The organism is Paracoccus sp. PAR01, from assembly GCF_014851995.1.
GTDB classification, from domain to species: Bacteria; Pseudomonadota; Alphaproteobacteria; order Rhodobacterales; family Rhodobacteraceae; genus Paracoccus; species Paracoccus litorisediminis.
Genome location: NZ_JACVAW010000001.1, coordinates 568,295 through 589,095 on the forward strand (window position 1 = coordinate 568,295; position 20,801 = coordinate 589,095).

Sequence of the window (20,801 nt, forward strand, 5' to 3'; positions counted from 1 at the left end):
CCTAACGCGGCACGGCTTGTGCAAAGCCTGCCTTGCGCAGTTTTTCCAACGCTTGTGACAGCGCGTCGGGGCTTGCAAATGGCCCGGCCAGCAGGATCTGCGTATCCGCCCCGCGTTCGGCCAAACGCGCGCGCAGGACGGGATAGCCCAGCACTGCGACACGGCGGGCCAGTTCCGCAGCCTCGGCGCTGGTCTTGAAGCTGGTGATCTGGACATGGCGTGCGCCCTTGGGCACCGCTGGGGCCTGCGGCTTTTCCGGTGCTTTTTCAGGTGTCTTGGGGGGCTCCTTCACCGCCGCTGGTTTTGCCTGCGCCGCGATGAGCTGCTTGACCGGTTGAACCTTGGCCGGACCCTGAGCTTGGGTGGATTTCTTCTTTTCAGCGATTGCCTTGGCGACTGCCGGGGCAGACTTCACCTTTGGGACCTGCTTGGGGGGTGCCTTGGCTTCAGCCTTGGATTTGGCAGTCGAAGCAGCCGGCTTGCCGGACACCGCAGGGGCAGATTTCGCGCGCCCCAAGGGTCGGGCAAAGGCCAACCGCGACAGGTCTGGTGTACGCAAGCCCGCGCAGAAACCTTGTGTCGGATCGCGCGTGTCCTTGCCGCCCGCCCGGCTGTCATGGCCCAGCAGCCGGCACAGCCGCAGGTTCGGATGGATCTCTCGGCTCATTTCGGCACGGATGGCGGGGGCTGCGCGCAAGGCCGCCTTCAGATCGTCCAGCGGCGCGGTCGAGGCGTGTTCAGGGCCCATATCTGGCAAGACCTCGGGCGATTGCGGATCACCAACCAACTCGCCGGGTTGCAGATTGGTCAGGACCGTGCGCGCCAGTTTCTCGTTCAGGATCTGGGCGCGAGTCTTACCCGCATCGGGGTCCAGCGCCTGCAATTTGGGCCGCCCGTCCGCCCCCCGGATCGAGAGCGAGGGCGGGTAGCCACAGGTTGGGCTGCCGTCACGCGCCAACCGCGCCGACCAGCTGTCATTGACCCGCTGAAAGACGCAGCCCTTGCTGTCGATATATTGCCGTCCGGGGAAATCGGGGGGCGGCAACTCGGCCGGGGCGAGGGCCAGCGCCGCCAAAGGCAGGAACAGTCCCGCCAAGAACCAGAACCATGAAAACCGCATTCACCCTGCCCCCGATCAGCCCTTGCGCAAAGGGGATACGACGGCAGGGCTGAAGATGCGGTTAACGCGGCCTCACTTTGTTCCGAACATGCGGTCGCCGGCATCGCCCAGACCCGGAACGATATAGCCATGATCATCCAGCCGCTCATCCAGCGAGGCAGTGACGATCGGCACGTCGGGATGGGCTTCCTTCATGCGCGCCACACCCTCGGGCGAGGCCAGCAGGCACAGGAAACGGATGTTCTTGGCCCCTTCCTTCTTCAGCATGTCGATGGCCGCGACCGAGGAATTCCCGGTGGCCAGCATCGGATCGACAACGATGGTCATCCGAGCGTCCAACTGCTTGGGAACCTTGCAGTAATATTCGACCGGCTGCAGCGTCTCGGGATCGCGGTAAAGGCCGATGAAGCCCACGCGCGCCGCCGGGATCAGCTCAAGAATTCCGTCCATCAGCCCGTTCCCGGCGCGCAGGATCGAGATCAGCGCCAGCTTTTTCCCCTCAAGCAGCGGGGCCTGCATTTCCTGCAAGGGCGTCTCGATGGTGACGGTGGTCATCTCCAGTTCGCGCGTGACCTCATAGGCCAGAAGCAGGCTGATCTCGCGCAGAAGGCGGCGGAAGCTGGCGGTCGAGGTGGTCTTGTCGCGCATCAGCGTCAGCTTGTGCTGGACAAGCGGATGGTCGACGACGGTCAGATGCTGTTGGGTCATGAAAGCTCCTGTTTCAGGCGGTCCCTGGTTTCATTGTCGCAGAAGGCGGCCTCGGCGGCCCAAAGGTTCATCTGGCGGAATTCTGTTTCCGCCCAGCCGAACCGGTCTGCGAGCATGTCGTATTCACGCGAAAGCGTGGTGTGGAAAAACGGCGGATCGTCGGTCGAGACGGTGACGCGCACTCCGGCATCAGCCAGCCGCGCGATCGGGTGACTAGCCCAGTCGCGCACGACACCCAATGCGACATTCGATCCGGGGCAGACCTCCAGCGTGATTTCACGCTCGGCCAGATCGCGGACCAGCGCCGGGTCTTCGATGGCACGGATGCCATGGCCGATCCGGGTCACGCCCAGATCCAGGACGCCACGCACCGATTCCGGCCCGCGCCATTCCCCGGCATGGGCGGTCAGGCCCAGTCCTGCCTCGCGCGCGCAGTCGAAGGACCAGGCGAAATCCTTGGGCTCGCCCAGATCCTCGGCCCCGGCCAGACCAAGGCCTGCAACCCAGCCGCCAGCGGTCTCGGCGGCGCAGATCGCGGTCTTTTTCGCGCGGTCGGGCCCGTAATGGCGGATGCAGGTCAGGATGGCGCGGCTTTCGACGCCCGAAAGCGCATAGGCTTTCGCCACCTCCTCCATCGCACCCAGATGGTCGCGCCATGCGGAAAGATCCGCGTCGCCGCAGAATTCGGGCGAGACGAACAGCTCGACATAGATCGCGCCCTGTTCGCCGCATTCGTTCAGCACGGCGGACAGCAAACGGGCGTAATCGGCAGGGCCGCGCACGACGCTGGTCGCGGCCTCGTAGACGCGCAGGAAGTCATTGAAGCCGCGATAATGGTAGCGGCCCTGATCGTCGAACATGCCGCTCAGATCGGTATGATGTTCGCGCGCCAGACCGCGAATGAAGGCAGGCGGGGCCGCGCCTTCCAGATGCAGGTGCAGCTCGACCTTTTTCAGCGACTTCATAGGAACGACTTTCCGGGTCCGACGGCAGCAAGGCCAAGATGATCCGCGAGCGAGGCCGCGATATCGACGAAATCCACCTGTCCGATGGCGCGCGGGCCCATGCCCCAACCCAAGACCGGGACACGTTCGCGCGTGTGGTCGGTGCCGATCCAACTGGGGTCATTGCCGTGATCGGCGGTGAAGATCGCAAGATCGCCGGGACGCAGCCGGTCGATGAACTGCCCGGCGACGGTGTCGAACCATTCCAGCGCATTGGCATAGCCCTGAATGTCGCGGCGATGACCGTAAAGGCTGTCGAATTCGACGAAATTGGCAAATGTCAGACTGCCCGGCTGGGCCTCATCCGCCAGACGGATCAGATGGTCGGCCAGATCGGCGTCGGACTTGCCCTTGTGCAGGTGGCTGATTCCGCGATGCGAGAAGATGTCGCCGATCTTGCCGATGGCATGGGTCACGCGGCCCGCCGCTTGCGCCGCATCCAGAATGGTCTGACCGGGCGCAGAGATAGCGTAATCGCGGCGGTTGGGGGTGCGGCTGAACTGCCCATCCGCACCAAGGAAGGGCCGGGCGATGACCCGGCCCACCCGCATCGGATGCACCATCGCCGCCACGTCCTGACACAGCTGGTAGAGCCGCTCCAGACCGAATGCCTCCTCATGTGCGGCGATCTGCAAGACACTGTCGGCCGAGGTGTAGCAGATCGGCCAGCCGGTCCGCACATGTTCTTCGCCGAGGCGGGCAATGACCTCGGTTCCCGAGGCATGTTCATCGCCCAGAATGCCGTCCGTCCCCGCCGCCTGCGCGATCCGCGCGGTCAGATCGGCGGGAAAACTGGGGCGGGTGTCAGGGAAATAATGCCAGTCCCATGGCACCGGCACGCCCGACAGTTCCCAATGACCCGAAGGCGTGTCCTTGCCGGGGGAAACCTCGCTTGCGGCGCCCCACAGGCCCTGCGGTTTGGCGCCAAGGCCGGGGGCATCCTGCCCGCTGGCCAATCGCACCGCCGCCCCCAGCCCCAGAGCATCCAGATGCGGCATGTGCAGCGGGCGGGCCTGCGCGATATGGGCCAAGGTATTCGCGCCGGTATCGGGGACATGGCCGTTGAAAAAGCGCGCGGCATCCGGCGCGCCGCCGATGCCGACGGAATCCATCACGATCAGAAAGGCGCGGGTCTGGGTCGGGGTGGTCATTCGGGCGAAACCTCGCAGCGGATCAATGGGCCGGGTGCGGGGCCGTCCCCCATCAGATAGGCGGACTGCACGCTGGCGATGGCCGCCTCGGCCGCGGACATTGTCGCGGCATGGACAAAGCCCAAGGGGCGGTCAGGGCCCGCCTCTTCGCCGATACGCAACAGATCCGCAAGCCCGACGCGGGGATCGATGCGATCGCCCGCATGCAGCCGCCCACCGCCAAGGGCCACAACGACATGGCCCAAGGCCTGCGTGTCGATGGCGGCAACGCGGCCCCGCGCAGGAATCGGCAGGATCACCGGGGCGTCGGGCAGATGGGCCTCGGGACGCTCCAGCAGGTCCGCAGGCCCGCCCTGCGCCACGACCATGCGGGCAAAGCGTTCCGCCGCGTGACCCGTGGCCAAGGCCTGCCCCGCCCCCTCAAGATCGGCCATCGCAAGGCAGGCAACGGACAGGTCCAGCGACAGTTCCGCCAGCGCGCCCCTCGCGCCTTTCAGGACGGCAATCGCCTCGCGCAGTTCCAGCGCATTGCCGGCGGCGCGGGCCAAGGGCTGATCCATGTCGGTGATATAGGCCATCGTCCGGCAGCCTGCGCCATTCGCGGTCTCGACCAGCGCGCGGGCCAGTTCCAGCGCGGCCTCGGGACTGCGCAGGAACGCGCCCGAGCCCTGCTTTACATCCAGCACCAGCCCGTCCAGCCCCGCCGCCAGTTTCTTGGACAGTATCGAGGCGGTGATCAGGTCGATGGACCCCACTGTCGCCGTCTCATCCCGGATCGCGTAAAGCCGCGCATCGGCGGGGGCCAGATCGCGGCCCGCCGCGACAATGGCGCAGCCGGTCGCGGCGACGGTCCGGCGAAACTCATCCTCGGACAATTGGGTGCGGAAACCGGGAATGGCCTCCAGCTTGTCCAGCGTGCCGCCAGTATGTCCCAGACCCCGCCCCGAGATCATCGGAACGTAAGCCCCGCAGGCGGCGACGATCGGCGCAAGGATCAGGCTGACCGTATCGCCGATGCCCCCGGTCGAATGCTTGTCGACCACCGGGCCGGGCAGATCCCAGCGCAGCACCCGCCCCGAATCGCGCATGGCGCGGGTCAGGGCGACCCGCCCCCCCTCGCCCAGACCGGCCAGCAGCGCGGCCATGGCGAATGCCCCGGCCTGCGCATCGCTGACCGAACCATCGGCCAGCCCGCGTGCGATCAGCGCCGCGCCGTGGTCGTCCAGCCCGCGCCCGTCGCGGACCCCCGCAATCACCGGACGCGGATCGCTTTGGCTCATTCGATGCCCGACATGTGGCTGATGTCGAAGCGCCCCGGCAGAAGTTCGCCGATGGTGGTCGAAAGCGTCACCCCCGAGGTGGTCGCCAGCAGCACCGGTGTGTCGGGCTTGCCGAACTCGGCCAGCTTCTGGCGGCAGCCGCCGCAGGGCGGCACCGGGCTGGGGCTGTCGGCAATCACCGCGACCTCGATCAGCTCGGTCTCGCCGCTGGCGACCATCAGGGCGATGGCCCCGGCCTCGGCACAGGTGCCTTCGGGATAGGCCACGTTTTCAACATTGCAGCCACGATAGACCTGCCCCGAGGTCCCGCGAATGGCCGCGCCCACCTTGAATTTCGAATAGGGCGCATAGGCCCGTTCGCGCACGTCGCGCGCCGCATCCAGAAGCGTCACTTCCGCACCTTTTCACATAGCCGTCATTCGCCCCTTCATCATTGCGCCCGGCCTCGGGGTGTTGCAAGTCCAAGCCATTCGGACGCGCCCCCTGTTCGTCGCGTCAAAATTAGTTTAACGCTGAACCATCTTGAGAGGAGGTCGCATCATGGAAGAACGCAGGCAGGACAATGCACGGCAGGCCGCGCTGGATTACCACGAGTTTCCCCGCCCGGGAAAACTTGAGGTGCGCGCCACCAAACCGCTTGCCAATGGACGCGACCTAAGCCGGGCCTATTCGCCGGGCGTCGCCGAAGCCTGCCTGGAAATCAAGGCCGATCCCTCGACCGCGGCGCGCTATACCGCACGCGGCAATCTGGTCGCCGTGGTTTCGAACGGCACCGCCGTTCTGGGCCTTGGCAATATCGGGGCGCTGGCCTCGAAGCCGGTGATGGAAGGCAAGGCCGTCCTCTTCAAGAAATTCGCCAATATCGACTGTTTCGACATCGAGCTGGACCAGCCCGACCCGGAAAAGCTGGCCGAGATCGTCTGCGCGATGGAGCCCAGCTTTGGCGCGATCAACCTTGAAGACATCAAGGCCCCCGATTGCTTCATCGTCGAAAAGATCTGCCGCGAGCGGATGAATATCCCGGTCTTCCATGACGACCAGCACGGCACCGCCATCGTCGTCGGCGCAGCTGCGACCAACGCCCTGCGCATCGCGGGCAAGTCCTTCGAGGATATCAAGGTCGTCTCGACCGGCGGCGGCGCGGCGGGCATCGCCTGCCTGAACATGCTGCTGAAACTGGGCGTCCGGCGCGAGAACGTCTGGCTCTGCGACATCGCCGGCCTCGTCTACGAAGGCCGGACCGAGCAGATGACCCCGCAAAAGGCCGAATACGCCCAGAAAAGCGATCTGCGCACTCTGGATGACGTGATCGGCGACGCGGACCTGTTCCTTGGCCTGTCCGGCCCCGGCGTGCTGACGCCCGAGATGGTCGCCAAGATGTCCAAGCGCCCGATCGTCTTTGCCCTGGCGAACCCCACCCCGGAAATCCTGCCCGAGGATGTGCGCAGCGTCGCCCCCGACGCGATTATCGCCACCGGCCGCAGCGATTATCCGAACCAGGTCAACAACGTCCTGTGCTTCCCCTTCATCTTCCGCGGCGCGCTGGATGTCGGTGCAACCACGATCAATGACGAAATGCAGTTGGCCTGCATCGAGGGCATCGCGGCGCTGGCCCGTGCGACGACCTCGGCCGAGGCCGCCATGGCCTATCGCGGCGAAACGCTCAGCTTCGGCCCCGATTACCTGATCCCCAAGCCCTTCGACCCGCGCCTGATCGGCGTGGTGTCCACCGCCGTCGCCAAGGCCGCGATGGAAACCGGCGTCGCCACCCGCCCGCTGGATGACGTGAACGCCTATAAGCGCAAGCTGGACGGCTCGGTCTTCCGCTCGGCCATGATCATGCGCCCGGTCTTTGAGGCCGCGGCCACCGTGAACCGCCGCATCGTCTTTGCCGAAGGCGAGGACGAACGCGTGCTGCGCGCAGCCAATGCCATGATCGAGGAAACCACCGACGCGCCGATCCTGATCGGCCGCCCGGAGGTCATCGAGATGCGCGCCGAACGCGCCGGTCTGCCGATCCGCCCCGGCCGCGATTTCGAGATCGTGAACCCCGAAAACGACCCGCGCTACCGCGATTACTGGGGCACCTATCACGAATTGATGGCCCGCCGCGGCGTGACCCCCGAGGTCGCCCGCGCCATCATGCGCACCAACACCACCGCCATCGGCGCGGTCATGGTCCATCGTGGCGAGGCCGACAGCCTGATCTGCGGCACCTTCGGGCAGTATCACTGGCACCTGAACTACATCAATCAGGTGCTGGCCCGTGACGGGCTGCGCCCGCATGGCGCGCTGTCGCTGATGATCCTTGAGGACGGGCCGCTGTTCATTGCCGATACGCAGGTTCACCACACGCCCGATCCCCAGCAGCTGGCCGAAATCACCCTTGGCGCGGCCCGTCATGTCCGCCGCTTCGGCCTGACGCCCAAGATCGCGCTTTGCTGTCATTCGCAATTCGGCAATCTGGACACCGAAACCGGCAAGCGCATGCGCGAGGCCATGGCGATCCTTGACGCCAAGGGGCTGGATTTCGTGGTTGAGGGTGAAATGCACATGGATGCGGCGCTTGACCCGTCGGTGCGTGAACGGCTGATGCCGCATTCGCGGCTTGAAGGCGCGGCCAACGTGCTGGTCTTTGCCAATACCGACGCGGCTTCGGGGGTGCGCAACGCGCTCAAGATGAAGGCGGACGGTCTTGAAGTCGGCCCGATCCTGATGGGCATGGGCAACAAGGCCCATATCGTCACCCAATCGGTCACCACCCGTGGCCTGCTGAACATGAGCGTTCTGGCCGGCACCCCGGTCGGCCATTACGGCTAAGCCCTGCGGCGGATCGCCGCAGCAAAGCGATCCGCCAAACCCATCAAGAACCTTGCCCGACCGATCCTGACGCGCAACTCTCTTCCCGTCTTTGGGAGGAGAGCAGGAATGGGGTATCAGGACATCTATGCCGGTTGGCAGGCCGACCCGGAAGGGTTCTGGATGCAGGCTGCCGAGGCGATCGACTGGGTCAAAAAGCCCTCAAAGGCGCTCTTCGACGAAAATGCCCCGTTCTATGAATGGTTCTCGGATGGGATGGTGAACGCCTGCTGGAACGCGGTGGACCGCCATGTTCTGGCCGGTCGCGGCGATCAGGTCGCGATCATGCATGACAGCCCGGTCACGCTTTCGACCAAGGGCATCACCTTTCGCCAATTGCAGGACCGCGTGGCCTCGCTGGCCGGGGCGCTGCGCATGCGCGGCGTCGAAAAGGGCGACCGCGTCATCATCTACATGCCGATGATCCCCGAAGCGGTGGTCGCCATGCTGGCCTGTGCGCGGCTGGGGGCGATCCATTCGGTGGTTTTCGGCGGCTTTGCCGCGCATGAACTGGCGGTCCGCATCGACGACTGCACGCCCAAGGCGATGATCGCGGCCTCCTGCGGGTTGGAACCCGACCGCGTCGTCCATTACAAGCCGCTGCTGGATGCCGCCATCGACCTTGCCAGCCACAAGCCCGAATTCTGCGTCATCTTCCAGCGCGAACAGGAAGTGGCCAAGCTGGTCGAGGGCCGCGATTTCAACTGGCACGGCTTCCAATACGGCGTCCGCCCCGCCGAATGCGTCCCGGTCGAGGGCAACCACCCCGCCTATATCCTTTACACTTCGGGTACGACCGGCCAGCCCAAGGGCGTCGTGCGCCACACGGCGGGCCATCTGGTCGCGCTGCAATGGTCGATGAAGAACGTCTACAATATCGAGGCCGGGGACCGCTTTTGGGCCGCCTCGGATGTCGGCTGGGTCGTCGGCCACAGCTATATTTGCTATGGCCCGCTTCTGGCCGGGGCCACCACCGTCGTCTTTGAAGGCAAGCCCGTCGGCACGCCCCATCCCGGCGTCTATTGGCGCACGATCCAGAACCACCGCATCAAAAGCTTCTTCACCGCCCCCACCGCGCTGCGCGCCATCCGCCGCGAGGACCCGGAAGGGAAATGGATCAAGCGCTACAAGCTGCACGATCTGCAGGCCCTGTTCCTGGCCGGCGAACGCGCCGACCCGGATACGGTTATGTGGGCGCAGGAACATCTGGGCGTGCCGGTGATCGATCATTGGTGGCAGACCGAAACCGGCTGGCCGATCGCCGCAAACCCTCTGGGGATCGAGCCGCTGCCGATCAAACCCGGCAGCCCCTCGGTCCCGATGCCCGGCTATGACATCAGCGTGCTGGATGAGGGCGGCAACCCGGTTCCACCCGAGACGCTGGGCGCCATCGCCATCCGCCTGCCTTTGCCACCCGGCACCCTGCCGACGCTGTGGAACGCCGATGAGCGCTTCCGCAAAAGCTATCTCGACCACTTCCCCGGCTATTATGAAACCGGCGATGCGGGCTATCTTGACCGGGACGGCTACCTTTACGTCATGGCCCGCACCGATGACGTGATCAATGTCGCCGGGCACCGCCTGTCCACCGGCGCGATCGAGGAAGTCCTTGCCAGCCACCCCGCCGTCGCCGAATGCGCGGTGATTGGTGCGGCAGACCCGCTGCGCGGTCAGATCCCGCTGGGGCTGCTCTGCCTCAAGTCAGGTGTGAATATCCCCGATGAGCAACTGGTTTCCGAGGTGGTGAAACTGGTCCGCGAGCGTATCGGCCCAGTCGCGGCATTTCGTTCGGCCTGCGTGGTCAAACGCCTGCCCAAGACCCGCTCGGGCAAGATCCTGCGGGCGACGATGACCAAGATGGCCGACGGGCTGGATTTCAAACCTCCGGCAACAATCGACGACCCCGCCATCCTCGACGAGATCCGCGCGACGCTGGCCACGATCGGCTATCCCGCCATCGCCAAGACCGACTAGGGACGCGCCCTGCGCAGCTTAGGGTCTGGCTATTTGAAAACGGTGAGACCCCCAAGGGATTTCACCGTTTTCTAAATACCCATTCCGGGCAGTTCGACAGTCGCGGGCTTTCGACCTTACGCGATATCCGCGCCAAGCGCCTTCATCAGCGGCAGGAAGTCAGGGAACGAGGTCGCGATCGGGCTGCCATCGTCAACGCTGACCGGCTGCTCCGAGGCAAGGCCCGCGACAAGGAAGGACATGGCAATGCGGTGGTCCAGATGGGTGACGGCGCTGGCGCCGCCCCGCAACCCGCCGGAGCCATGAACGGTCATGGTATCTTGAGTTTCCTCGACCGAGGCACCGTTTGCGCGCAGGCCGGTGGCCATGGCCTCGATCCTGTCGCTTTCCTTGACGCGCAGCTCATGGACGCCCTGCATCACGGTCGTGCCGGTCGCGAAACAGGCGATGACCGACAGGATCGGGAATTCGTCGATCATGCTGGCGGCGCGCTCGGGTGGAACGGTCACGCCTTTCAGTGGCCCGTGGCGGACCAGCAGGTCGGCGACCGGCTCGCCGCCCTCTTCGCGCGGGTTTTCAAAGGTGATGTCCGCGCCCATTTCCAGCAGCGTGACGTAAAGCCCGTCGCGCGTCGGGTTGCGGCTGACGCCTGGAACGCGGATTTCCGATCCGGGCACGATCAGCGCCGCCGCTACCGGAAAGGCCGCGCTGGACGGGTCGCGCGGTACGGCCACGGGTTGGGGTTTCAGCTCGGGGCGGCCGGTCAGGGTGATCACACGCCCCTCATCCGTCACCTCGGTGGTGATGGTCGCGCCGAAACCGGCCAGCATGCGCTCGGTATGGTCACGGGTCGGTTCGGCTTCGATGACCACCGTCTGGCCCGGCGCATTCAGCCCGGCCAGCAGCACGGCGGATTTGATCTGGGCACTTGCCACCGGGGTTTTGTAGCGCACCGGGACGGATTCGGCCGCGCCCTTGATAGTCACTGGCAGGCGCTTGCCTTCACGTGCGGTGACTTCGCAGCCGAACAGCTCCAGCGGGTCGGTGACGCGGCCCATCGGGCGGCGCGACAGGCTGGCGTCACCGGTAAAGGTCGCGGTGATCGGGCTTGTCGCCATCGCGCCCATGATCAGGCGCACGCCGGTGCCGGAATTGCCGCAATCGATCACGCCCTCGGGCTCGGAGAAGCCGCCGACGCCGACGCCATTGACCTTCCACTCACCCTCACCCAGACGCTCGACCTGCGCGCCAAATGCCTGCATGGCCTTGGCGGTGTCCAGAACGTCCTGCCCTTCCAGAAGGCCAGTGATATGGGTTTCGCCCACCGACAGCGCGCCAAGGATGAGCGCGCGGTGGCTGATCGACTTGTCGCCGGGAACCTTGGCCTCGCCCTTCAGCGGACCCGAGCGGCGGGAGGTCATCGGAAGCGGTTCGGCGGAATGTGACATGGAGGGCCCCCTTGGCTTGTCGCGCAAGGTGATAGCGGTCACGGGGGCCGCTTGCAATCAGCCCCCGACAGATTCCGCCCCTGCCCTTCAGCCTTGGCGGCGGAAGGTCACGTAATGCGGCACGCGACCCTCGCGCAGCGCCTTTTGTTCGTAGCGCGTCGACAGCCAATCGTCCCAAGGCTCGGCGCTGTCATGGATCAGGTCGAAGCCCGCAGGCGGCACTTCCTCGCGCGTCTGGCGGATGTAGTCGGGAATGTCGCTGGCCACGCGGAATTCCGCACCGGGCTTCATCACGCGGGCAAGCGGGATCAGGTGCTCCGGCGTCACGAAGCGGCGACGGTGGTGGCGCGCCTTGGGCCAGGGGTCCGGATAGTTCAGGAAGGCCTTGTCGACCGAGTTTTCCGGGAACACGTCCATCAGGTCGCGCGCATCGCCGGGATGGACGCTGACATTTTCCACGCCCGCGGCGCGGATCTTGCCCAGCAGCATGGCGACGCCATTGATGAAGGGCTCGCAGCCGATGATGCCGATTTCCGGGTAGCGGGCAGCCATGTGGACCATGTGCTCGCCGCCGCCGAAGCCTACTTCCAGCCAGACCGGGCGGTCATCGCCAAAGATCGAGGCCGGCGAAACCGGCGCGCGGTCGGGATTGTCCTGCAGCGTGATGCCGCGCGGACGCAATGTCCCGAGGTCCTCGGACAGGTAGCCCTTCTGGCTTTGCCGCAGGGTCTTGCCGTGACGACGGCCATAGAAATTGCGGCGCGGGGGATTCGGATCGAATTCGGTCATGCCGCGCCCATAAGAAGGGCGCGGCGCGACGTCAAGTCATTCCGCAGCGAGTCGCGAAATGATCACCTGAACTTCGGGCTTCTTGCCGATCTCTTCCATCGAGACCTGACGGGTGATTTTGCGGATGGCTTCCTCAAGCCGGTCGTCATCCATCACCGTGCGGTCATCGGCGCGTTCGAGGAACTCGGCCAGCTCGCTTTCGATATTCCCGGCCAGCGGAACGCCCGCGCGGCCGGTTTCGGGCAGGCCGGACAGTTCAACCCAAGCGTCGGGCAGCGGGCTGTCATCCTCGTCCACGATGACCGAGACCATGACCTTGCCGTTCAGCGCCATGCGGATACGGTCGCGGACCACGCCGTCCATCGCACCGATCAGCACCGTGCCGTCCAGATACAGCCGCCCGGTATCGATCTGGTCGACCACGCGGGGGGCTTTCCCGGCCAGATCCACCATCATCCCGTTCGTCACCACCATCGAGGCGATGCCGCGCGATTCCGCCAGCTTCATATGCTCACGCAGATGCATGTGCTCGCCATGCATCGGGATGACCATCTGCGGCTTGATCAGGTCATGCACGGCCTCGATGTCGGGGCGGTTGGCATGGCCCGAGACGTGATACAGCCCGTCATCGGCGTCATAAAGGTCAACGCCCAGCTCGCTCAGCTGGTTCTGGATGCGGATCACGCCGCGTTCGTTGCCGGGGATGGTGCGGGACGAGAACAGGAAGCTGTCCCCTTCCTTCAGCTGGATACCCAGATAACGGCCGCGCGACAGTTGCGCGCTGGCGGCGCGGCGTTCGCCCTGACTGCCGGTGACGATCAGCATGACCTTGTCACGCGGCATCTCGGCGGCTTCCTCGGGGCTGACCACCGGCGGGAAGCGGTCCAGAATGCCGGTTTCGATCGCCACGGTGACCATACGGCGCATGGCGCGGCCCAGCAGGCAGATCTTGCGCCCCGAGGCAATGGCGGCCTCGGCCAGGGTCATCAGGCGGGCGACGTTGCTGGCAAAGGTGGTGGCCACGACCAACTGCGGCTGGGCCATCACCCAGTCGAGGATCGGGTTGGCCAGCACGGCCTCGGACCGGCCGGGATGGGTCGAGAAGATGTTGGTGGAATCGCAGGTCAGCACCTTGACCCCATCACCCTCGCGCGAAATTTCGCGCCACAGGATCGGGTCGAAGCGCTCGCCCACCACGGGGGTGCCGTCCAGCTTGAAGTCGCCGGTATGGACGATGCGGCCAGCGGGCGTGTCGATGACCAGCGCCGAGCTTTCCGGGATCGAGTGGCTGACCGGCACGAACTGCACCTGGAACGGCCCGGCGGTGATGACCTCGGGGCGCGGGGCGTGGATGTGGATCTGATCGATGGGCTGGCCCATCTCCTCCATCTTCAGGCGCGCGATGGCACCGGTGAAGCGGCGGCAATGGATCGGCTTCTGGACCTTGCCCCACAGCAGGCCAAGCGCGCCGACATGGTCCTCATGCGCGTGGGTGATGAAGATCGCCTCGATACGGTGGCGGTTCTCCTCAAGCCAGGCGACATCGGCCATGATCAGGTCGATGCCGGGTGCGGTGTCCATGTCGCCGAAGGTCACGCCCAGGTCGACGACGATCAGGCGTTCCTTGCCCGATTCGCCGTAGCCATAGACATAGGCGTTCATGCCGATTTCGCCCGCGCCGCCCAGCGGCAGATAGATCAGGCGTTCAGCCATGGGCCATCTCCTTGTTATAATCGTGGATCAGGCGCAGGCCGTGCATGGTCAGGTCATCCTCGATCGCGTCGAACAGATCAAAACCTTGATCGAACAACGGCGCAAGTCCGCCGGTGGCGATGACCTTCATCGCCCTCCCGCGTTCCTGCCGGATCTTTTCGACGATCCCCTGCACAAGGCCGATATAGCCCCAGAAAATGCCTGACTGAATGCAGGCAACGGTATTGGTGCCGATGACCTTCATGGGCATCGTCACGTCGACATGCGGAAGACTGGCCGCACCCATATGCAAAGCTTCGAGCGAGAGGTTCACGCCCGGAGAAATCACGCCGCCGACATAGGCGCCGTCCGTATCGACCACATCGAACGTGGTCGCAGTTCCGAAATCGACCACGATCAGGTCCGGCCCGTGGCGGTCGAATGCGCCGACCGTGTTCACCAGCCGGTCAGGACCGACGGTCGTGCCCTGATCGACGCGCGGCGCGACCGGCAGCAGGCAGTCGGGCTTGCCCACGACCAGCGGGCGCGTGTCGAAATAGCGGTTGCACAGAACCCGCAGATTGAACACGACGCGCGGCGCGGTGGCGCTGATGATGCAGTCGGTGATGTTCAGGTCCAGCTTCTGCAACGTCATCAGCGTCGACAGCCAGACGAAATATTCATCCGCCGTACGGCGGTGGTCGGTCGCGATCCGCCACAGGGCGCGGAAACGCTCACCATCCCAGACCGAGAAGACGGTGTTCGTGTTCCCGGTATCGATGCAGAGCAGCATTGCTCAGACTCCGAAATAGACATCCGCCGCGGGCAGGATCTGCCGGCCGGACGGAGTGTTCAGGACCAGCGCGCCGGTCTGGTCGATGCCCTCAAAGACGCCCTGCGTCTGGGTCGCGCCGGTGCGGGCGATGATCGTCTCGCCCAGACGGGCGGCGCGGGACAGCCAAGCGTTGCGGATCGGCGCAAAGCCATAAGTGTCCAGCTGCGCCAGCCATCGCGCGAAATGCGGGGCAAGCAGATCAAGGAATTCTTCGGCGCTGACGGCAAAGCCGGTCTCGCCCAGCACGGAAACCGGGGTGACGGCATGCGGCTCGACCGCGCCCCGATCCGGAGCGGCGGCAAGGTTCACGCCGATGCCGACGGCAAGCCCGGTCAGGTCATTCCCCGAGCCCGCGCTTTCCAGCAGGATGCCCGCGACCTTGCCGCCATTCAGCAGCACGTCATTGGGCCATTTGATCGAAAGCCGTGCCGAAGGACCGCAGGCATCGCCAAGCGCGTCATGCAGGGCCAAGGCGGCGACAAAGGAAATCTGCGCGGCAGCGGCGGGACCGCCCTTGGGCCGCAAGAAAAGCGTGCCGGCGAAGTTACCCGCAGGCATCACCCATTCTCGTCCGCGGCGACCGCGTGCGGCCGCCTGCTGATGTGCCATGATCCAGGCCGGACCGCTCAGCGACGGTGCAAGGCGCAGGACCTCGCTATTCGTGCTGTCGGTGCGGGCCAGCACATGCCGGCCCACGCCCTCGGGCCAGGTATCACTCAACGCGTTCGGGCTCGGCCGGCAGCGTTTCGGGGGCGGCAGTCGGGGCAATCTCGGCGGTGTGGCCGACCAGAGCCTCGGCGGCGCGGCCTGCAGCGGCATCGACGCCCAGCATGTTGATCGCGCCGAACAGCATGGCTGCAGCCGGGATCATCAGCGCCAGATACTGGACGGCGCTCATGCGGCTGGTCACGCCGTCGGTCTCGGAACCGAAATACATGTAGTAGACGATACGCAGGTAATAGAACGCGCCAATGACCGAGGCGATCACGCCCAGCACCGCCAGCCAGCCCATGCCCGCATCAACCGCCGCATTCAGCACGCCGAACTTGGCAAAGAAGCCCAAGGTCGGCGGCACACCGGCAAGGCTGAACATCAGCACCAGCATGGCCAGACCCTTGGCCGGGTCGGTCCAGGCGAAACGGTTCAGCGAGGCCAGATCGGTGACCGGCGTGCCGTCACGCTCCAGCGACAGGATGAAGGCGAAGGTGCCGACATTCATCACCGCATAGATGGTCATGTAGATCAGCATCGCCTGCACGCCCAGCGTCGAACCCGAGGCAAGGCCAACCAGCGCAAAGCCCATATGGGCGATCGAGGAATAGGCCATCAGGCGTTTGACATTGGTCTGGCCGATACCGGCGATCGAACCCAGGAACATCGACAGCACGGCCAGCGCCGCGACGATCTGGCTCCAGTCGCCGATGACCTGACCGAAGGCGTCAAAGACCAGACGCGCGATCAGACCCATCGCCGCAACCTTGGGGGCGGTGGCGAAGAAGGCGGTGACCGGCGTGGGCGAGCCTTCGTAGACGTCCGGGGTCCACATGTGGAACGGAACCGCCGACACCTTGAAGGACAGGCCGACCAGCATGAACACCAGACCGAACAGCACGCCCAGCGACAGGTGACCGGATTGCACCGCGTTGATGATGCCGCTGAAATTGGTCGTGCCCGAGAAGCCATAGACCAGCGAGGCGCCGTAAAGCAGCAGGCCGGAGGACAGCGAGCCCAGAACGAAGTATTTCAGACCGGCTTCCGACGAACGCACCGAGTCCTTGCGCATCGCGGCGATCACGTAAAGCGCCAGCGATTGCAGCTCAAGGCCCATATACAGGGTCAGCAGGTCGCCCGCCGAGACCATCAGCATCATGCCGATGACCGACAGCGTCACCACGATCGGGAATTCGAAGCGCAGCATGCGGCGGCGTTCGAGGTAATCGACGCTCATCGCAAGGACGGCGGCGGCCGAAACCAGCATCACCACCTTGGCAAAGCGCGAGAAGCCGTCATCGGTGAACATGCCGTAGAAGGCCTGCGCATCGGGACGGCCACCCAGACCCACCATGGCGGCGACGATCAGGAAGGCCGCGACCGTGGTCCAGAGCAGCGTCCGGGCCAGCTTGTCCTTGCCGAGATAGGCTCCGACCATGAGGGCGGCCAGCGCATAGGCTGCCAGCAGCGCCTCGGGCAGAATGGTCGTGAAATCGAGCGAGGTCATGTCCGCCCCCTAGTGGCTTGTCGCAGCCGCGGCGGTTTCCACCACCGGCTGGCTTTGGTTGTAGTCATTGAGCAGCGCGGCGACAGCCGGGCCGGTCACATCGGTCACAAGGCGCGGATACACACCCAGGATCAGCGTCATCGCGATCAGGGGCACAAAGATCCAGCGCTCGCGCGGGGTCATGTCGGTGATCGACTTCAGGCTTTCCTTCAGCAGCTGGCCCAGCGTCACGCGGCGATACAGCCACAGCGCATAGGCCGCCGAGAAGATCACGCCCGAGGCCGCGACCAGCGCCACCCAGGTATTCGCGCGGAACGTCCCCAGCAGCGTCAGGAATTCGCCGACAAAGCCCGAGGTGCCGGGCAGGCCCACGTTCGCCATGGTGAAGAACATGAACACGGCGGCATAGGCCGGCATCCGGTTGACCAGCCCGCCATAGGCGTCGATCTCGCGGGTATGCATCCGGTCATAGATGACGCCGACACAAAGGAACAGCGCGCCCGAGATGAAGCCGTGCGACAGCATCTGGAAGATCGCGCCATCGACGCCGACCTGGTTCGCGGCAAAGATCCCCATGGTCACGTAGCCCATGTGGGCGACAGAGGAATAGGCGATGACCTTCTTCATGTCCGACTGCGCCAGTGCCACCAGCGAGGTGTAGACGACGGCGATGGCCGACATCCAGAACACCACCGGCTGCATGATGTCCGAGGCGACCGGGAACATCGGCAGGCTGAAGCGCAGGAAGCCGTAGCCACCCATCTTCAGCAGAACCGCGGCCAGCAGGACCGAACCGGCGGTCGGCGCCTGAACGTGCGCGTCGGGCAGCCAGGTATGGACCGGCCACATCGGCATCTTGACCGCGAAGCTGGCAAAGAAGGCCAGGAACAGCAGCATCTGCATCCCGCCGATCACCGTCACGCCCAGCAGGCGGAAGGTCTCATGCGGGAAGTCGAAGGTCAGCAGCGTCGGAATGTCGGTGGTGCCCGCCATGCGATACATGGCGATCATCGCGACCAACATCAGCACCGAGCCGAGGAAGGTATAAAGGAAGAACTTGAAGGACGCATAGATGCGGTCCTTGCCACCCCAGATACCGATGATCAGGAACATCGGGATCAGGCCGGCCTCGAAGAACAGGTAGAACAGGACCAGATCCAGCGCGGTGAACACGCCGATCATCAGACCTTCCAGCACGAGGAAGGCGATCATGTATTCCTTGACCTTCGTGTCGACCGTCCAGCACGAAAGGATGGTCAGCGGCATCATGAAGGTGGTCAGCAGGACGAACAGGACCGAGATCCCGTCCACGCCCATCTTGTAGCGCAGGCCCATGATCCAGGCCTTGTCCTCGACGAACTGGAAGCCGGTATTGGCCGGATCGAACCCGAACAGAACGAAAAGCGAGATCAGGAAGGTGGCCGTCGTCGCCAGCAGCGCAAGCCATTTGGCATTGCGCGCCGCCGCCTCGTCCTGACCGCGCAGGAACAGAGCCATGATCCCTGCCGCAACGATGGGCAGGAAGGTGATGATGGAAAGAAGGTTCGTCATATCAGTGCGCGCCCCGCATCATCACCCAGATCAGCAAGCCCACGATGCCGACGACCATGGCGAAGGCGTAGTGGAACAGATAGCCCGATTGCACCCGGACCGCCGCGCGCGTCAGGCGCGGGATGATCCCCATGGCAACCCCGTTGATCGCCCCGTCGATCGTGGCCCCGTCGCCCTTTTTCCAAAGGAGACGGCCAAGGCACAGCGCCGGGCGGACGAAGATGAAGTTGTAGATTTCGTCGAAGTACCACTTGTTCAGCAGGAACTGGTAAAGCGCGGGCTGGGCCTTTGCCAGTTTGGCCGGAATCTCCGGGCTGCGGATATAGAAGATCCACGCCGTGAACAGGCCCAGAAGCATCGCGATGAAGGGCGAGACCTTCACCCAGGCCGGGGCGTGGTGCGCCTCGTCCATGATGTGGTTGTCAGGCGCCATGTAGATCGCGCCACCGACCGGGGCTGCGACTTCATGGGCGGTGGTTGCCGCATGCTCACCCTCGGCAGCCGGGGCGGCATGTTCGGTCGCGGTAGCAGCCGGGGCAGCAGGTGCTGCGTGTTCAGCCGTAGCGGTCTCGGTCGCGACATGCTCGACCGGGGCCGTGCCGTGTTCAGCCGGGACCGCCTCACCCTCGGTCGTCTCATGCGCGCCGGGGATGTGGAAGAAGCTGGTGACCTTGTGGTGGTCGCCAAAGAACGGACCGAACCAGACCATACCGGCAAAGACCGCGCCGATGGCCAGAACGCCCAGCGGAATGGTCATGATGGCCGGGCTTTCATGGGCATGTTCATGCGCATGGTGATCGCCGCGTTCCTTGCCGAAGAAGGTCAGGAAGATCAGGCGCCACGAATAGAAGCTGGTGAAGCAGGCCGCGATGACCAGCATCCAGAAGGCATAGGTATTGCCAGCCCAGGCGCTTTCGATGATCGCGTCTTTCGACAGGAAGCCTGCGAAGCCGATATGGGTCAGCGGAATGCCGACGCCGGTGATCGCAAAAGTGCCGATCATCATTGCCCAGAAGGTCAACGGGATCTTTTTACGCAGATTGCCATAGTTCCGCATGTCCTGTTCGTGATGCATCGCGTGGATGACCGAGCCGGCACCAAGGAACAGCATCGCCTTGAAGAAGGCGTGGGTCAGCAGGTGGAACATGGCGGCCGAATAGACGCCGACGCCCGCGGCCACGAACATGTAGCCCAGCTGCGAACAGGTCGAATAAGCGATGACGCGCTTGATGTCGTTCTGCACCAGACCAACCGTCGCCGCGAAGAAGGCGGTGGTCGCACCGACGATCACGATGAAGTTCTTCGCATCCGGGGCGAATTCATACAGCGGCGACATGCGGCAGACCAGGAACACGCCCGCGGTCACCATGGTCGCGGCGTGGATCAACGCCGAAACCGGCGTCGGGCCTTCCATCGCGTCCGGCAGCCAGGTGTGCAGCAGAAGCTGCGCCGACTTGCCCATCGCGCCGACGAACAGAAGGAAGCCCAGCAGGTTCGCTGCGTTCCACTCGCGCCACAGGAAATGCATGTTGGTCTGAGCGATTTCCGGCACTTGGGCGAAGATCGCATCAAAATGGATCGAGCCGGTCAGCCAGTACAGGCCAAAGATGCCCAGCAGGAAGCCGAAGTCACCGACGCGGTTGACGATGAATGCCTTCATCGCAGCGGCGTTCGCGCTTTCTTTTTTGTAGTAGAAGCCGATCAGCAGGTACGAGGCGACACCGACGCCCTCCCAGCCGAAGAACATCTGCAGCAGGTTATCCGCCGTCACCAGCATCAGCATGGCGAAGGTGAAGAACGACAGGTACGCAAAGAAGCGCGCCTTGTAATGCTCGTGGTGGTGGTCCCAGTTGTCGTCATGGGCCATGTAGCCCAGCGAATACATGTGGACCAGCGCCGAAACCGTGGTCACCACGATCAGCATGATCGCGGTTAGCCGGTCCATGCGGATCGACCATTCGGTGACGAAATCACCCGACACAACCCAGTCCATGACCGGGATGTGGCGCGGCACGCCGTCAAAGCCCAGGAACAGCACCCAGCTGAGCAGGCAGCACAGGAACAGAACCCCTGTGGTCAGATATTGCGCGGCTTTCTCGCCGATCAGCCGCCAGCCGAAGCCCGCGATAATCGAGGCTAGCAGGGGCGCGAAGAGGACGATCTTTTCCATGC

At 64.7% G+C, this 20,801-nt stretch carries 16 protein-coding genes; 2 read left to right on the forward strand and 14 right to left on the reverse strand.

All coding sequences use genetic code 11. From position 1 onward, the window contains the following. Position 1: 1 nt before the first annotated feature. The 6 genes from IB235_RS02920 to IB235_RS02945 all read right to left on the reverse strand — a co-directional run bounded on the left by IB235_RS02920 (position 2) and on the right by IB235_RS02945 (position 5,655). Complete coding sequence (locus tag IB235_RS02920) at positions 2-1,120, reverse strand: SPOR domain-containing protein (RefSeq protein WP_192335437.1); 1,119 nt, start codon at positions 1,118-1,120, stop codon at positions 2-4. Between the two features lie 72 nt (positions 1,121-1,192). After that, entirely contained in the window at positions 1,193-1,828 is a 636-nt protein-coding gene (upp, locus tag IB235_RS02925) for a uracil phosphoribosyltransferase (RefSeq protein WP_192335439.1), read from the reverse strand. After that, entirely contained in the window at positions 1,825-2,793 is a 969-nt protein-coding gene (locus tag IB235_RS02930; RefSeq protein WP_155038110.1) for an adenosine deaminase, read from the reverse strand. The genes upp and IB235_RS02930 overlap by 4 nt, the downstream gene beginning before the upstream one ends. Further along, entirely contained in the window at positions 2,790-3,983 is a 1,194-nt protein-coding gene (locus IB235_RS02935) for a phosphopentomutase (protein WP_192335441.1), read from the reverse strand. Before IB235_RS02935 ends, IB235_RS02930 begins: the two co-directional genes overlap by 4 nt. Next, a complete protein-coding gene (locus IB235_RS02940; RefSeq protein ID WP_192335442.1) occupies positions 3,980-5,263 on the reverse strand; it encodes a thymidine phosphorylase in 1,284 nt (427 codons plus the stop codon). Before IB235_RS02940 ends, IB235_RS02935 begins: the two co-directional genes overlap by 4 nt. Next, positions 5,260-5,655 carry a cytidine deaminase gene (locus tag IB235_RS02945; RefSeq protein WP_192335443.1) on the reverse strand — a complete coding sequence of 132 codons (396 nt, stop codon included), beginning with the start codon at positions 5,653-5,655 and terminating at the stop codon, positions 5,260-5,262. Before IB235_RS02945 ends, IB235_RS02940 begins: the two co-directional genes overlap by 4 nt. Positions 5,656-5,803: 148 nt before the next feature. On the opposite strand from IB235_RS02945, the gene IB235_RS02950 reads away from it, so the two are divergent. Continuing rightward, complete coding sequence (locus IB235_RS02950; RefSeq protein WP_155038113.1) at positions 5,804-8,083, forward strand: NADP-dependent malic enzyme; 2,280 nt, start codon at positions 5,804-5,806, stop codon at positions 8,081-8,083. Positions 8,084-8,191: 108 nt separating this feature from the next. Further along, positions 8,192-10,096, forward strand: coding sequence for a propionyl-CoA synthetase (locus IB235_RS02955; RefSeq protein WP_192335444.1), 1,905 nt, complete (start codon positions 8,192-8,194; stop codon positions 10,094-10,096). A 116-nt stretch (positions 10,097-10,212) separates the two neighbouring features. Here IB235_RS02955 and aroA read toward each other — a convergent pair whose 3' ends face one another. The 8 genes from aroA to nuoL form a co-directional block, all read right to left on the reverse strand. Then, on the reverse strand, positions 10,213-11,544 hold the full coding sequence (gene aroA, locus IB235_RS02960) for a 3-phosphoshikimate 1-carboxyvinyltransferase (RefSeq protein WP_192335445.1): 1,332 nt from the start codon (positions 11,542-11,544) through the stop codon (positions 10,213-10,215). Between the two features lie 87 nt (positions 11,545-11,631). Then, positions 11,632-12,333 (reverse strand): tRNA (guanosine(46)-N(7))-methyltransferase TrmB, encoded by a 702-nt coding sequence (locus IB235_RS02965; RefSeq protein WP_192335446.1) that lies wholly within the window; start codon positions 12,331-12,333, stop codon positions 11,632-11,634. A gap of 36 nt (positions 12,334-12,369) precedes the next feature. After that, positions 12,370-14,046 carry a ribonuclease J gene (locus IB235_RS02970; protein ID WP_192335447.1) on the reverse strand — a complete coding sequence of 559 codons (1,677 nt, stop codon included), beginning with the start codon at positions 14,044-14,046 and terminating at the stop codon, positions 12,370-12,372. Beyond that, positions 14,039-14,818, reverse strand: a complete 780-nt coding sequence (locus IB235_RS02975) for a type III pantothenate kinase (protein WP_155038118.1) — start codon at positions 14,816-14,818, stop codon at positions 14,039-14,041. The genes IB235_RS02970 and IB235_RS02975 overlap by 8 nt, the downstream gene beginning before the upstream one ends. Before the next feature lie 3 nt (positions 14,819-14,821). After that, a complete protein-coding gene (locus tag IB235_RS02980) occupies positions 14,822-15,580 on the reverse strand; it encodes a biotin--[acetyl-CoA-carboxylase] ligase (RefSeq protein WP_192335448.1) in 759 nt (252 codons plus the stop codon). Then, on the reverse strand, positions 15,573-17,078 hold the full coding sequence (nuoN, locus tag IB235_RS02985; RefSeq protein ID WP_192335450.1) for an NADH-quinone oxidoreductase subunit NuoN: 1,506 nt from the start codon (positions 17,076-17,078) through the stop codon (positions 15,573-15,575). The genes IB235_RS02980 and nuoN overlap by 8 nt, the downstream gene beginning before the upstream one ends. Positions 17,079-17,087: 9 nt before the next feature. After that, positions 17,088-18,629: an NADH-quinone oxidoreductase subunit M gene (locus tag IB235_RS02990; RefSeq protein ID WP_155038121.1), complete on the reverse strand. Its 1,542-nt coding sequence runs from the start codon at positions 18,627-18,629 to the stop codon at positions 17,088-17,090. A 1-nt stretch (position 18,630) separates the two neighbouring features. Further along, positions 18,631-20,799 carry an NADH-quinone oxidoreductase subunit L gene (gene nuoL, locus IB235_RS02995; RefSeq protein WP_192335452.1) on the reverse strand — a complete coding sequence of 723 codons (2,169 nt, stop codon included), beginning with the start codon at positions 20,797-20,799 and terminating at the stop codon, positions 18,631-18,633. Positions 20,800-20,801: the final 2 nt, after the last annotated feature.

Excerpts from the sequence above, each read along its gene's own strand:
- IB235_RS02990 (WP_155038121.1), bottom strand. The coding sequence starts at position 18,629 with ATGACGAACCTTCTTTCCATCATCACCTTCCTGCCCATCGTTGCGGCA.
- IB235_RS02930 (WP_155038110.1), bottom strand. The coding sequence starts at position 2,793 with ATGAAGTCGCTGAAAAAGGTCGAGCTGCACCTGCATCTGGAAGGCGCG.
- IB235_RS02940 (WP_192335442.1), bottom strand. The coding sequence starts at position 5,263 with ATGAGCCAAAGCGATCCGCGTCCGGTGATTGCGGGGGTCCGCGACGGG.
- upp (WP_192335439.1), bottom strand. The coding sequence starts at position 1,828 with ATGACCCAACAGCATCTGACCGTCGTCGACCATCCGCTTGTCCAGCAC.
- IB235_RS02955 (WP_192335444.1), top strand. The coding sequence starts at position 8,192 with ATGGGGTATCAGGACATCTATGCCGGTTGGCAGGCCGACCCGGAAGGG.
- nuoN (WP_192335450.1), bottom strand. The coding sequence starts at position 17,078 with ATGACCTCGCTCGATTTCACGACCATTCTGCCCGAGGCGCTGCTGGCA.
- IB235_RS02975 (WP_155038118.1), bottom strand. The coding sequence starts at position 14,818 with ATGCTGCTCTGCATCGATACCGGGAACACGAACACCGTCTTCTCGGTC.
- IB235_RS02970 (WP_192335447.1), bottom strand. The coding sequence starts at position 14,046 with ATGGCTGAACGCCTGATCTATCTGCCGCTGGGCGGCGCGGGCGAAATC.
- IB235_RS02935 (WP_192335441.1), bottom strand. The coding sequence starts at position 3,983 with ATGACCACCCCGACCCAGACCCGCGCCTTTCTGATCGTGATGGATTCC.
- IB235_RS02950 (WP_155038113.1), top strand. The coding sequence starts at position 5,804 with ATGGAAGAACGCAGGCAGGACAATGCACGGCAGGCCGCGCTGGATTAC.
- IB235_RS02920 (WP_192335437.1), bottom strand. The coding sequence starts at position 1,120 with ATGCGGTTTTCATGGTTCTGGTTCTTGGCGGGACTGTTCCTGCCTTTG.
- IB235_RS02965 (WP_192335446.1), bottom strand. The coding sequence starts at position 12,333 with ATGACCGAATTCGATCCGAATCCCCCGCGCCGCAATTTCTATGGCCGT.
- nuoL (WP_192335452.1), bottom strand. The coding sequence starts at position 20,799 with ATGGAAAAGATCGTCCTCTTCGCGCCCCTGCTAGCCTCGATTATCGCG.
- aroA (WP_192335445.1), bottom strand. The coding sequence starts at position 11,544 with ATGTCACATTCCGCCGAACCGCTTCCGATGACCTCCCGCCGCTCGGGT.